This window comes from Stenotrophomonas maltophilia R551-3 (genome assembly GCF_000020665.1).
Classification (GTDB): Bacteria; Pseudomonadota; Gammaproteobacteria; order Xanthomonadales; family Xanthomonadaceae; genus Stenotrophomonas; species Stenotrophomonas maltophilia_L.
Map to the genome: position 1 here is coordinate 2,008,602 of NC_011071.1, position 12,283 is coordinate 2,020,884.

Annotated in this window: 11 protein-coding genes; 7 read left to right on the forward strand and 4 right to left on the reverse strand. The window is 67.7% G+C overall.

Annotated elements, in window-relative coordinates; translation table 11 throughout:
- Window positions 1-40: 40 nt before the first annotated feature.
- The 3 genes from SMAL_RS09160 to SMAL_RS09170 all read left to right on the forward strand — a co-directional run bounded on the left by SMAL_RS09160 (window position 41) and on the right by SMAL_RS09170 (window position 3,628).
- The gene (locus SMAL_RS09160) at window positions 41-1,429 is read left to right on the forward strand and encodes an FAD-binding oxidoreductase (RefSeq protein ID WP_012510909.1); all 1,389 of its coding nucleotides are present in this window, start codon (window positions 41-43) and stop codon (window positions 1,427-1,429) included.
- Between the two features lie 62 nt (window positions 1,430-1,491).
- Complete coding sequence (locus SMAL_RS09165) at window positions 1,492-1,791, forward strand: DUF2388 domain-containing protein (protein WP_012510910.1); 300 nt, start codon at window positions 1,492-1,494, stop codon at window positions 1,789-1,791.
- 40 nt (window positions 1,792-1,831) lie between these two features.
- Window positions 1,832-3,628, forward strand: a complete 1,797-nt coding sequence (locus SMAL_RS09170) for a DUF7844 domain-containing protein (RefSeq protein WP_012510911.1) — start codon at window positions 1,832-1,834, stop codon at window positions 3,626-3,628.
- On the opposite strand, the gene SMAL_RS09175 is transcribed toward SMAL_RS09170, so the two are convergent.
- Entirely contained in the window at window positions 3,606-4,682 is a 1,077-nt protein-coding gene (locus SMAL_RS09175; RefSeq protein ID WP_006363825.1) for an ATP-binding protein, read from the reverse strand. The two genes, SMAL_RS09170 and SMAL_RS09175, sit on opposite strands and share 23 nt — an antisense overlap.
- Entirely contained in the window at window positions 4,682-5,398 is a 717-nt protein-coding gene (locus SMAL_RS09180; protein WP_041864510.1) for a response regulator, read from the reverse strand. The genes SMAL_RS09175 and SMAL_RS09180 overlap by 1 nt, the downstream gene beginning before the upstream one ends.
- Before the next feature lie 129 nt (window positions 5,399-5,527).
- Between SMAL_RS09180 and SMAL_RS09185 the strand changes: the two genes are divergently transcribed.
- The 4 genes from SMAL_RS09185 (at window position 5,528) to SMAL_RS09200 (ending at window position 11,005) form a co-directional block, all read left to right on the forward strand.
- On the forward strand, window positions 5,528-6,676 hold the full coding sequence (locus tag SMAL_RS09185; protein ID WP_012510913.1) for an efflux RND transporter periplasmic adaptor subunit: 1,149 nt from the start codon (window positions 5,528-5,530) through the stop codon (window positions 6,674-6,676).
- A 36-nt stretch (window positions 6,677-6,712) separates the two neighbouring features.
- Window positions 6,713-9,862, forward strand: a complete 3,150-nt coding sequence (locus tag SMAL_RS09190) for a multidrug efflux RND transporter permease subunit (protein ID WP_012510914.1) — start codon at window positions 6,713-6,715, stop codon at window positions 9,860-9,862.
- Entirely contained in the window at window positions 9,843-10,235 is a 393-nt protein-coding gene (locus SMAL_RS09195; RefSeq protein ID WP_006363896.1) for a nuclear transport factor 2 family protein, read from the forward strand. The genes SMAL_RS09190 and SMAL_RS09195 overlap by 20 nt, the downstream gene beginning before the upstream one ends.
- Before the next feature lie 83 nt (window positions 10,236-10,318).
- On the forward strand, window positions 10,319-11,005 hold the full coding sequence (locus tag SMAL_RS09200; RefSeq protein ID WP_012510915.1) for a COG3650 family protein: 687 nt from the start codon (window positions 10,319-10,321) through the stop codon (window positions 11,003-11,005).
- A gap of 164 nt (window positions 11,006-11,169) precedes the next feature.
- On the opposite strand, the gene SMAL_RS09205 is transcribed toward SMAL_RS09200, so the two are convergent.
- Together SMAL_RS09205 and yeiP are read right to left on the reverse strand one after the other, a co-directional pair.
- Complete coding sequence (locus SMAL_RS09205) at window positions 11,170-11,715, reverse strand: hypothetical protein (RefSeq protein WP_012510916.1); 546 nt, start codon at window positions 11,713-11,715, stop codon at window positions 11,170-11,172.
- Window positions 11,705-12,271: an elongation factor P-like protein YeiP gene (gene yeiP, locus SMAL_RS09210; protein WP_006363947.1), complete on the reverse strand. Its 567-nt coding sequence runs from the start codon at window positions 12,269-12,271 to the stop codon at window positions 11,705-11,707. The genes SMAL_RS09205 and yeiP overlap by 11 nt, the downstream gene beginning before the upstream one ends.
- Window positions 12,272-12,283: the final 12 nt, after the last annotated feature.

Consider the following 12,283-nt stretch of genomic DNA (forward strand, 5'->3'; position numbering starts at 1 on the left):
GGCACGCTTGCCCGTTCTTCACGCACCGCGCTGGACCGTCATGACCGATTCCCGCATTGCCTCGCTGCAGCAGGCCTGTCCCGGCCTGAAGCTGAAGACCGACCCGGCCGACCTGGAGCATTACGGGCGCGACTGGACCCGGCGCTGGACGCCGGCGCCGCTGGCGATCGCGCTGCCGGCCACGGTCGAGGAAGTACAGGCGGTGATGCGCTGGAGCGCACGCGAGGGCGTGGCGGTGGTGCCGTCGGGCGGCCGCACCGGCCTCTCGGGTGGCGCGGTGGCCGCCGACGGCGAGCTGGTGCTCAGCCTGGAACGGATGAACAAGGCGCTGGCCTACGACGCGGTCGATCGCACCCTGGTGGTGCAGGCCGGCATGCCGCTGGAAGCCGTGCACAACGCCGCGCTGGACCACGGCCTGATCTACCCGGTGGATTTCGCCGCGCGCGGCTCGTGCACGATCGGGGGCAACATCGCCACCAATGCCGGTGGCATCCGCGTGATCCGCTACGGCAACACCCGCGAGTGGATCGCCGGGCTGAAAGTGGTTACTGCCAGCGGCGAGCTGCTTGAACTCAACAAGGGCCTGATCAAGAACTCCAGCGGCTACGACTTCCGCCAGCTGCTGATCGGCTCGGAAGGTACGCTGGGCGTGATCGTCGAGGCGACGGTGAAACTGACCGACCCGCCGCCGGCCAGCAACGTGATGCTGCTGGCGCTGCCCAGTTTCGATGTGCTGATGCAGGTATTCGCCGCGTTCCGCGCGCGCCTGCAGCTGCAGGCCTTCGAGTTCTTCACCGACCGGGCACTGGAGCACGTGCTGGCACATGGCGCACAGGCGCCGTTCGACGAAGTGCACCCGTATTACGTGGTGACCGAGTTCGCGGCCGGCGACGAGGCCCAGGAAGCGGCGGCGATGGCCGCGTTCGAGGACTGCATGGGCAATGGCTGGGTCAGCGATGGCGTGATCAGTGCCAGCGACGCGCAGGCCGCGCAGCTGTGGCGCCTGCGCGAGGGCATCACCGAATCGCTGGCGCGCTATAAACCCTACAAGAACGACGTTTCAGTGCGGATCTCGTCGATGCCGGCGTTCCTGGCCGAGACCCAGGCGCTGATCGGGCAGGCCTACCCGCATTTCGATGTGGTGTGGTTCGGCCATATCGGCGACGGCAACCTGCACATCAACGTGCTCAAGCCGGACGACACCAGTGACGCTGATTTCGTGGCGCAATGCGAGCACGTAACCAAGCTGCTGGCGCAGGTGCTGGCCCGCTTCGACGGCAGCATCTCGGCCGAGCACGGCATCGGTCTGGTCAAGAAGGGCTACCTGGACAGCACCCGCGGCCCGGCCGAGATCGCCCTGATGAAGGCGGTCAAACGCGCGTTCGATCCCCAAGCGCGGCTGAATCCCGGCAAGCTGTTCGACGTTTGAGCCGGGCAAATCCTTCACGCACCCGTTACGCTCCACGCTTCCTAACAACCGGCTTCGAACCGATGACCCGTCCGCTCCTGCTGCTCGCCCTGCTGTCCCTGCCGCTGGCCGGCTTCGCTTCCAGCTTCGCCGGCACCTCGGCCGGTTCGGCCACCGGTGCGTCCTCCGGTTCCTCGGGCAGCAGCTCGGGTGACGACAAGGTGGTGCTGGCTGCACGCGACGATGCCGCTGCGTTCGTCGCCAGCGATGGCCAGATCCGCGGTGCCCGCCTGCAGGCGGCGCTGGTCAACCTGCGTGAGCAGAGCACTGCCGCACAGCAGCAGAGCGATCTGGAACTGGCCCGCGCGCTGCTGGCACGTTGATCCCGCCTTCGGGTAGTGCCGGCCGCTGGCCGGCAACGCCATGACATCTGCACGGAACGCAGCCACGCATGGCGTGGCTCTACTGCTGATCGCTCACGTCGCGCACGCCGCTGACCGCCTGCAGCTGGACCCCGCCGGCCTCGACCCGGCGCAGCAGCAGCTCGCCAGCCAGACCCTGGCCGATGTGCAGTCGCTGTTGCCGGAAGGCCTGCTGCACGCCTTGCCTGCGCAGGTGCGGGTGGCCTGGCGCGATGACCTGCCGGCCGACGTGCACGGCCGAACCTTCGACGGACGCATCGCGCTGCGTCGCGGGTTGCTGGATGAAGGCATGCCCGGCGCCCGCCGTGCGCGCCGCAGCGCGCTGGTGCACGAACTCACCCACGTCGCCGACCGTGGCGGTGCGGACTGGTCGCGCACTGCGCGTTGGCGGGACCTGGCGGGGTGGCAGCGCAAGCCGTGGCACCTCGGCCGTGGCGACAACGACTTCCGTGACCGTAGTCCGGATGCCTATGAACTGAAAAGTCCGGCCGAGTATCTGGCGGTGAACGCCGAGCATTTCGTGCTCGACAGTGAATTCGCCTGCCGGCGACCGGCACTGGCGCAGTGGTACCAGGCGCATTTTGGAACGCCGCCTTCGTTGCCGCAGCCGCATTGCGCTACGACACTGCCGTTGCTGCAGGCCGAACCGGAAGAGGGCGCGGCGTCGTTGCTGCAACTCGACCCGGCACGCGTCTACGCGGTGGACTACCTGTTTGCCGAAGGCAGCGCGCAGCCGATGAGCCGCTGGGGTCACAGCATGCTGCGGCTGGTGATCTGCCGGCCGGGCCGGGAGCCGGGGCCGGATTGCCGGTTGGACCTGGAGTACCACCGGGTACTGTCGTTCCGTGCGTTCGTCGGTGACGTGCAGATTTCCAACTGGCGTGGGCTGACCGGCGGTTATCCCTCGCGGCTGTTCGTGCTGCCGCTGCAGCAGGTGGTGGACGAATACACCAAGGTTGAGCTGCGTGGGTTGCAATCGCTGCCATTGCAGTTGGAGCGCAGCGAGATCGCCAGCCTGCTCGAGCGCACCGCACAGGTGCACTGGAGCTACGACGGACGCTACTACTTCGTCAGCAACAACTGCGCAGTGGAAACCGCAAAGCTGCTGCAGGCCGGCGTGCCGAGGCTGGGCGAGGCCGGGCTGGCCCAGCTCAGCCCGCGTGGCCTGAAGCGCCGGCTGGCACGGCTGCAGATGCTCGACGAACAGGTGCTGGTCGATCGCGGCGCGGCGCAGGCGCAGGGCTATTACTTCGCCTCGGCGCGTGATCACTACCAGCAGTTGTTCGGCGTGGCGGCAGCCCAGCTGGCATTGCCCGCACGCGATGTACGCGGCTGGTTGAAGCTGCCTGCACAGCAACGGGCACCGTGGTTGCTGAAGGGCGACCTGCGCGCCAGCGCCGGCCTGCTGCTGCTGGAACAGGCCGCACAGCGGCGTGCCGAGCTGCGCGCACGTGACGTGCTCAAGCGCCGGTTGCTGGCCGCGCCCGAGAGCGCAGAAACCCGCAGCCTGCGTGGGCTGCTTGAGCAGAGCGGGCAATGGCTGCGCCCGGGCACCCTGCTGCGGGACGCCGGCTACGGGCTGCCGTTGGCCGACGAACAGGCGGTGCTGACCGAGGCCGTGTCCACCGCCAGCGCACAGGCAGTACCGGCGTGGCAGGCGCTGCGCGTGCAGCTGCGTCAGCGGCTGCCGGTGAAGCAACGCGATGAGATGGATGCGATCGATGCCAATCTGGCCGCACTGGGTTCACACCTGCGCACGCAGGCAGCCAGTCCGGCTATTGACGCGGCAGTTCGATGACGAAACGGCTGCCGCCGGCACTGCCCGGCGAGCAGTAGACGCGGCCGCCGTGCGCGTCTGCGATGGCCTTGACCACCGCCAGACCCAGTCCGCTGCCGCCGCCCTGGCGTGAGCGCGAGCCATCGGCGCGCATGAACGGGGTGAAGATATCGGCGTGCAAGGCCGGGTCGATGCCCGGGCCCTCGTCCTCGATCGCCACCTGCACATGGCCGGGCGTGTCGTGCACGGCAATCCGCACCTTGCCCGGGCTGGCGTAGCGGCGGGCATTCTCCAGCAATGCCAGCAATGCCTGGCGCAACCGGGTCGGATCGCAATGGGCGGTGTGCTCTTCGCGGCTGGTTTCCAGTTCCAGCACGAAGCCGGCGGCGCGGAACTGGGGGTCGACCAGGGTCATCACCGAATGCACCTCGGCCACCACATCAGTGCGCGCACGTCGCACATCCAGCCGTGCGTTGTCGGACAGGCTCAGCACGCGCAGGTCTTCGATCAGTCGTGACAGGCCCTCGACCTGGGCGAGCAGGCTGCGAAACTGTGATTCATCCGGTTGGAATACGCCCTCGGCCAGGCCCTGCAGGCGACCGCGCAGGATCGTCACCGGTGTGCGCAGTTCATGGGCGATGGCCGCATGCCACATCGCACGCTCGCTCTCCACGTGCTGCAGCCGCCGCGCCATGGCGTTGAAGTCCTCGACCAGGGTCGCCACTTCGCCCGGTGAGTTCTCTTCGACGCTGGCGCGCGCACCCAGATCGCCGCCGGCCAGCGCGCGCACGCTGTCCACCAGCGAATTCAACGGTGACAGGATGCGGTGGGCGAGGCGGAACGAGGCGGCGATGGCCAGTGCCAGGCCGGTCAGGATCACGCCGACCATCCATGCCAGTTCAGGGCCGGTCGGCAGCCAGCTTTCCGGCTCCTCGGTAGTGCCGGGGAAAAATTCGACCAGCACTGCATACAGCAGCCACGACGACAGGATCATCATCACGATGACGCCGATCACCATCAGCGACATCGAGACGATGATGTGGCGGCTGAGCCCGGAGCGGCGCAGGCGGGCCATCAGCGGTCGGCCATCAACCGGTAGCCGACGCCACGCACGCTGGCCGGCACATTGACCATGCCCACTTCATCCAGCTTGCGGCGCAGCTTGCTGACATGGCTGTCGACCGTGCGCTCCAGCGCCTCGCTTTCCGGCAGGCATTCGTGCATCAATTCGCTGCGGCTGAAGATGCGGGTCGGCGCCAGCGCCATGCAGTGCAGCAGCTTGAACTCGGTGAGCGTGAGCAGCACTTCGTGGCTGTAGCCTTCGCCCTCGACGTGCACGGCATGGGTGGCCGAATCGATCAGCAGCGGGCCCACGCGCAGTGCGGTGGGCGCGTCAACGCGCGAGGTGCGCAGCGTACGCCGCAGCACGGCACGCACGCGTGCCGCCACTTCAGCGGGATTGAACGGCTTGACCACATAGTCGTCGGCGCCCATGCGCAGCGCGGTCAGCTTGTCCAGGTCCTGGTCCAGTGCGGTCAGCATGATCACCGGCGTCTCGCCGCGCTGGCGCAGCTGTGTCAGCACGCTCCAGCCATCCAGGCGCGGCAGCTGCACATCGAGCAGGACCAGGTCGGGGCGGGCGCTGCGATGCAGGTCCAGCGCACTGTGGCCGTCGGCGGCACGGAGCGTGCGCAATCCTTCGCGTTCCAGGTAGGCGGTGAGAATGTCGGCGATCTCGGCCTCATCCTCGACGATCAGGACGAGGGCGGCGAGGGCAGGGGAGGCTTGCATGCAGGGGCGGGGCCTTAAGGTGCTTGCCTCCATCGTATCTCCACAGTTCCTCCATCGAAACCCCATCATCGCCACGCAGACTGCACGCTTCAGAACCTATCAGCCGCTTGCGCGGCATTGTGCACAGCAATGAGAACCTTCAGGACTCCGGTCGCGTTGATCGCGGCCCTCGCCTTGGCCATGACGGCCTGCTCCAGCCCCGAAGCCACGCCCGAAGCCGCACCCCGCGTGAGCGTGGTTACCGTCGGCCCGCAGGTGGTGCAGCGTGACGACGAACTGCCTGGCCGCGTGGCCGCCGTTCGCACCGCGCAGATCCGAGCGCAGGTGGGTGGCATCGTGCAGCGCCGCCTGTTTGACCAGGGCGCGGAAGTAGACGCCGGGCAGGCCCTGTTCCAGATCGATCCGGCGGCCTTCCGTGCCGATGTCGATTCGGCACTGGCCGCGCTGCAGCGCAGTGAGGCTGCCCTGGGCCGCAGTCGCGTGCAGTCGCAGCGCCTGCATGCACTGGCCGCGGCACAGGCCGTCAGCCAGCAGCACCGCGACGATGCCAGTGCCGAGTACGAACAAGCCCGTGCCGCGGTGAATGAAGCGCGCGCGATCCTGGCGCGTCGCCAGCTCGACCTGCGCTATGCCACGGTCAGCGCGCCGATTGCCGGCCGCATCGATCAGGCGCTGGTGACAGAAGGCGCGCTGGTCGGCGTGGCCGATACCGAGCCGATGGCGGTGGTACAGCAGATCGACCAGGTCTACGTCGATGTGCGCCAGCCGGCGGCCCAGCTGGAATCGCTGCAGCGCAGTGCTGCCGGTGGTGGCGAGCTGCCGGTGACGATCATCGGTGCCGCCGGCAAGCCGCTGTCCGAGCGTGGCCAGATGCTGTTCTCCGGCATCAACGTCGATGCGCGTACCGGTGATGTGATCCTCCGCATCCTGGTCGACAACCCGCAGCGCCAGCTGCTACCCGGCATGTATGTGCGCGCGAAAGTGCCGCGGGGTGCGCCGGCCAGTGCGCTGACCGTGCCGCAGCAGGCCGTGCTGCGCAGCGCCGGTGGCCAGGCCTATGCCTGGGTGATCGGTGGCGATGGCAAGGCGGTGATCCGCACGCTGGAGGTCGACGGCAGCGTTGATCGCCAGTGGCTGGTGCGCACCGGTCTGAAGGCGGGCGAAAAGGTGGTGGTCGAGGGCCAGGAACGCCTGCAGGAAGGCGTGGTGGTCGATGCGCGCGATTGGCAGATGCCGGTCGCCAGCGCCGGCGCGGTGCAGGCCGGCAGCAAGGGCTGAGCCTTTCCCGGGCCAGCCCCTCCAGGAAAATCCAACATGGCACGTTTCTTCATCGATCGCCCGGTGTTCGCCTGGGTGCTGGCGATCTTCATCATCCTGGCCGGTGTGCTGGCGATCCCGCGGCTGGCGGTGGAACGCTATCCGGCGGTTGCACCGCCCAGCGTCAGCATCTACGCCAGCTACCCGGGTGCTAGCCCGCAGACGCTGAATGACGCAGTGGTCGGCCTGATCGAGCGCGAGCTGTCCAGCGTCAAGCACCTGCTGTACTTCGAGTCATCGGTGGACACCTCCGGCGAAGCCTCGATCACTGCGACCTTCAAGCCGGGCACCAACCCGGAGCTGGCGCAGGTGGACGTGCAGAACCGGATCAAGGCGATCGAGCCGCGCCTGCCGCGCAGCGTGCGCCAGAACGGCTTGTTCGTGGAGGCTGCCGATTCCGGTTTCCTGATGCTGGTCGGCCTGCGTTCGCCGGATGCCAGCGTGAGCGAGGCGGCGCTGGGTGACTTCATGGCGCGCAACATCATCGAGGAGCTGCGCCGCATCGATGGCGTCGGCCGCGTGCAGCTGTTCGGTGCCGAGCAGGCGATGCGGGTGTGGCTGGACCCGACCCGGTTGACCGGCTACGGGCTGACCATGGGTGATGTGGCCAGTGCCATCGAGCAGCAGAACCTGGAGATCTCGCCAGGGCGCATCGGCGATTCGCCGGGCGTGCCAGGCCAGCGCATCACCGTGCCGCTGAGTGCCGATGGCCAGCTGTCCACACCGGAACAGTTCGCTGCGATCGTGCTGCGCGCCGGCGCCGATGGTTCGCGCGTGCTGCTGGGTGACGTCGCCCGCATCGAGCTGGGTGCGCAGAGCTATGCCTGGGGCACCCGCGAGGACGGCCATCCGGCGACGGCGGCTGGCGTGCAGTTGCGTCCTGGTGCGAACGCAGTGCGCACCGCGTCGGCGGTACGCGAGCGCATGGCCGAGCTGGCGCCGCTGCTGCCGCGTGGTGTGCAGTCGAGCATTCCGTTCGACACCGCACCGTTCGTCAAGATCTCGATCCAGAAGGTGGTGCAGACGCTGCTGGAAGCGATGCTGCTGGTGTTCGCGATGATGTACCTGTTCCTGCAGAACTGGCGCTACACGCTGATTCCGGCGCTGGTCGCACCGATCGCGCTGCTGGGCACCTTCGCGGTGATGCTGGCGCTGGGCTTCTCGATCAACGTGCTGACCATGTTCGGCATGGTGCTGGCGATCGGCATCATCGTCGACGACGCGATCGTGGTGGTCGAGGGCGTGGAGCGGATCATGGCCGAGGAGGGCCTGCCGCCGCGCGAAGCGACCATCAAGGCGATGCGCGAGCTTACCGGTGCGGTGATCGGCATCACGCTGGTGCTGACCGCCGTGTTCATCCCGATGGCCTTGGCCAGTGGCTCGGTCGGCGCGATCTACCGCCAGTTCACCGTGGCAATGGCGGTGTCGATCCTGTTCTCGGCACTGCTGGCGCTGAGCCTGACCCCGGCGCTGTGCGCGACCCTGCTGCGCCCGAATACCCATGGCCACCATGGTCGGGGTGGGCTGTTCGGTGCTTTCAATCGTGGCTTCGAGAAGATGACCGGGCGCTACCAGCGTGGCGTGGCCTCGGTGCTGCAGCGTAGTGGGCGGGTGATGGGCGTGTTCGCCGCACTGGTGGTGGCACTGCTGCTGGGCCTGCACTGGTTGCCCGGTGCGTTCCTGCCGGAAGAAGACCAGGGCTATTTCATGACCTCGATCCAGCTGCCGGCCGAAGCCACCGCCGAGCGCACGCTGGCCGTGGTCGAAGCCTACGAGCAGCACGTGGCCTCGCGTCCGGGCATCGGCTCCAACCAGTCGATCCTCGGCTACAGCTTCTCCGGCTCCGGTCCGAGTGCGGCGCTGACCTACACCATGCTGAAGGACTGGGGCGAGCGCGCCGGTGCCACCGCGGCCGGAGAGGTGGAGGCCGCGCAGAAGGCCATGTCCACGCTGGCCGAGGGCGAGGTGATGAGCGTGATGCCGCCGGCGATCGACAGCCTGGGACGCTCCTCCGGTTTCTCGCTGGCCCTGCAGGCGCGTACCGGGGAGAGCCAGGCCGAGTTGCGAGCGGCACTGCAGCGGCTGCTGAAGCTTGCCGAGGCAAGCCCGCTGCTGTCGGAGGTGCATGCCGATGGCCTGCCTGCAGGCACCAGTGTGCGGCTGGACATCGACCGCGCCAAGGCCGAGGCGATGGGCGTGGGCTTCGCCGATATCAGCAGCACGCTGTCGGCAGCGATGGGTTCGCAGTACGTCAACGACTTCCCCAACAAGGGACGGCTGCAGCAGGTGATCCTCCAGGCCGACGCGCCGCACCGGATGGAACTGGAGGACGTGCTGAAGCTGTACGTTCGCAACAGCGAAGGCGGCATGGTGGCGTTGTCCGAGCTGGTGACCCCGCACTGGACCGAGGCGCCCCTGCAGCTGCAGCGCTATCTCGGTTTCCCGGCGCTGAACCTGTCCGGCGCCCCGGCCTCCGGTGTTTCGACCGGCCAGGCGATGGCGGAGATGGAGCGGTTGGCGGAGAAGCTGCCGTCCGGCTTCGCCCTGCAGTGGACCAGCCAGTCGCTGCAGGAGCGCGAATCCGGTGCGCAGGCGCCGTGGCTTTTGCTGCTCTCGATGCTGGTGGTGTTCCTGGTGCTGGCGGCACTGTACGAGAGCTGGTCAATTCCGCTGGCGGTGATGCTGGTGGTGCCCTTGGGCCTGCTCGGTGCGGTCGCGGCCGTGTTGTTGCGCGGCATGCCCAACGACGTGTTCTTCAAGGTCGGCATGATCACGGTGATCGGGCTGTCGGCGAAGAACGCGATCCTCATCGTCGAGTTCGCACGCCAGCTGCAGCAGCAGGGCCGTGGCCTGGTGGAAGCGGCGCTGGAGGCGGCACGGCTGCGCCTGCGGCCGATCGTGATGACCTCGCTGGCGTTCGCGCTGGGCGTGGTGCCGCTGATGCTGGCGCAGGGCGCATCGAAGGAAACCCAGCAGGCGATCGGAACCGGCGTGTTCGGCGGCATGGTCAGCGCGACCGTGCTGGCGGTGTTCTTCGTGCCGGTCTTCTATGTAGTGGTGCAGGGCGCGCGGCAGTGGATCGCGCAGCGCCTGCGCAGACGCCGGCCGACGCCGGAAGGATCCGTGGATGGAACGGAACATCGTTGAAGATCTGCATGAACTGCAATTGAGGGCGCTGGAGCAGCGCCTGTGCGAAGCGCTGCTGGGTGATGATCACGATGCGCTGACCGCGCTGGTATCGCCGGCCTTGTTCATGATGGACGGGCAGGGTGGGCGCATGCTCGACCTGCCGTGGTTGCGCGAGTGGCTGGGCGGCCGCCTGCAGGTGCTTGGCCTGCAGTCCTGCGCGACGGAAACGCTGCTGTGTGGCCGCTTGGCGCTGCTGTCCAGCGATGTGCGCTTGTCGGTGCGCGAGCAGGGCCAGGAGCGCGAACTGAAACTGCGCCTGCTGCGGGTCTGGACCTGCAGTTCCGGCGACAGTGGTGCGCAGTTGCTGTCGATGGCGGTGCTGGCCGCATGACCGCGGTCAGGCCGCTTTCAGGCCCCGCTCACCGCCAGATGGTAGGGTCGAGCATCTCTGTAGTGTCGACAAGGAGTCGAGCCATGCGTGTAGTTCCCAGTCTGTTGGCAGCCTCCCTGGGGTTGGTCCTGGCCGCGTGCCAGCCAGCCCAACCGCCCGTCGCGGGCAGCAGCAACCCCGAACCGGCCGCCCCTCAGCCAAGCCCCAGTACCGGTGCTGGCAGCGAGACCACCTATCGCTGTGGCGATCTGGACGTGCGCGCGACCTTCAATGGTGAGGATGCGGCCACGGTGGTGATCGGCGACCGTACCTTCGCCATGACCTCCGAGCGTGCGGCTTCCGGCGCCAAGTACGGTGATGGCCAGGGCAATACCTTCTGGACCAAGGGCAGCGATGACGGCCTGCTGAGCCTGAAGGGTGAGGCCGACCGCGAGTGCCATGCGGTGGAAGCCACCGAAGGCGATGGCAGCGCCGGCAATGCGGCGTTCCGTGCCACCGGCAACGAGCCGGGCTGGCTGGCCATCGTTGACGGCGACACGCCCGGCCTGCAGGTGGAAGTCGACTACGGCGAGCGTCGCTTCGACGTCGCCAAGCCCACCGAAGGTGCTGACGGCTGGAGCGGCAAGGCGTCCGATGGCACCGACGTCAAGCTCAGCTTCCAGCGCACTACCTGCCAGGACGACATGAGTGGCGAGGCCTTCGATGCCAAGGTGAATCTGACCATCGGAACCCGCCAGTATCACGGCTGCGGCAACTTCGGCACGAAGTAACGCGTGATTGCGCGGATCGGTGGCGCCGGGCGATGCTCGGCGTCGCTTTCTGCGGCCGCTGCGCTCGCCGGGCATGGCCCGGCGCTACCGCATGATGCATGTGATGCACGGGATTGGGCGCGGCCCCGTCCCGGTAGCGCCGGGCCATGCCCGGCGTTGATCGATCAGCCTTCGCAGGGCTTCAGGTCGAGATCGAAGTCCAGGTCATAGCGGCTGTTGATCCCGATCAGCGCTTCGCGGACAGCGCAGTCGTCGCGATGACGCGCGACCAGATCGGTGAAAATCTTCTTGCGGCCCTCGCAGTACTTGGCGCTGGCCTCTTCCAGTTCGCGGCGACGCTCGTCGTCGTACGGCTCTTCGCCAGCGAAGTGCTGGCAGGTGTTCTCGCGCGCGAGGAAGGCCTGCACGTCGGCCGGCATCGCGCAGTAGATGCGCACGTCATCGACGTCATACACGTCCTCCGATACCGGACAACCTGCGGCTGCACGTGCCGTGTCCAGCGCCTCATCGCCCGAGGACAGCTCGGCAGTGGGCTCCGCTTCGGCGGTAGCCTCCACGGCGGCCGGTGCCTCCACCACCGGTGCTGCCGTCACGGCCGGTTCGACAGACGCTGCGTTCGGCGCAGCATCGGCCGTGCTGTCCGTTGCCTGCGGCGAACACGCCGCAAGCAGGGACAGGCAACCGATCAGCGCAAGGCGCTTAGTCGGCACGGCCAGCGAATTCGCCGGTGGCGGTGTTCACCAGCACGCGCTCGCCGTTGACGATGTACTCCGGCACCATGATTTCGATGCCGGTGTTGAGCTTGGCCGGCTTCGGGCGCTTGGTGGCGGTGCCGCCCTTCAGTTCCGGCGGCGTCTCGATCACTTCCAGCACCACCGAGGCCGGCAGCTGGATGGCCACCGGCTGCTCGTCGATCACCTGCACGTAGATGCCGGTCAGGCCGTCGGTGATGTAGCCGGCGTCGTCGCCGATCACGTCCGCATCCAGGGTGTACGGGGTGTAGTCCTCGTCATCGAGGAACACGAAGGCGTCGCCGTCCTTGTACGAATAGGTGGACTGGCGGCGCAGCAGTTCGACTTCGACCAGGTTGTCGTCGGCATCGAAGCTGGCGTCGAGCTTGTTGCCGCCCGGCACGCTGTACATGATGAAGCGGAAGCGGACGTTGCCGCCGCGACCCTGCGGCGAGCTGCGCTCGATGTCGCGGATCTGGTACACGCCGTTGTTGAACTCGACGACGTTGCCCTTCTTGATGTCGTTGGCTTTCATGGTGATCTAAGT

Coding starts and splice junctions, on each gene's coding strand:
- SMAL_RS09160 (WP_012510909.1), top strand. CDS start 41: ATGACCGATTCCCGCATTGCCTCGCTGCAGCAGGCCTGTCCCGGCCTG.
- SMAL_RS09165 (WP_012510910.1), top strand. CDS start 1,492: ATGACCCGTCCGCTCCTGCTGCTCGCCCTGCTGTCCCTGCCGCTGGCC.
- SMAL_RS09170 (WP_012510911.1), top strand. CDS start 1,832: ATGACATCTGCACGGAACGCAGCCACGCATGGCGTGGCTCTACTGCTG.
- SMAL_RS09175 (WP_006363825.1), bottom strand. CDS start 4,682: ATGGCCCGCCTGCGCCGCTCCGGGCTCAGCCGCCACATCATCGTCTCG.
- SMAL_RS09180 (WP_041864510.1), bottom strand. CDS start 5,398: ATGCAAGCCTCCCCTGCCCTCGCCGCCCTCGTCCTGATCGTCGAGGAT.
- SMAL_RS09185 (WP_012510913.1), top strand. CDS start 5,528: ATGAGAACCTTCAGGACTCCGGTCGCGTTGATCGCGGCCCTCGCCTTG.
- SMAL_RS09190 (WP_012510914.1), top strand. CDS start 6,713: ATGGCACGTTTCTTCATCGATCGCCCGGTGTTCGCCTGGGTGCTGGCG.
- SMAL_RS09195 (WP_006363896.1), top strand. CDS start 9,843: ATGGAACGGAACATCGTTGAAGATCTGCATGAACTGCAATTGAGGGCG.
- SMAL_RS09200 (WP_012510915.1), top strand. CDS start 10,319: ATGCGTGTAGTTCCCAGTCTGTTGGCAGCCTCCCTGGGGTTGGTCCTG.
- yeiP (WP_006363947.1), bottom strand. CDS start 12,271: ATGAAAGCCAACGACATCAAGAAGGGCAACGTCGTCGAGTTCAACAAC.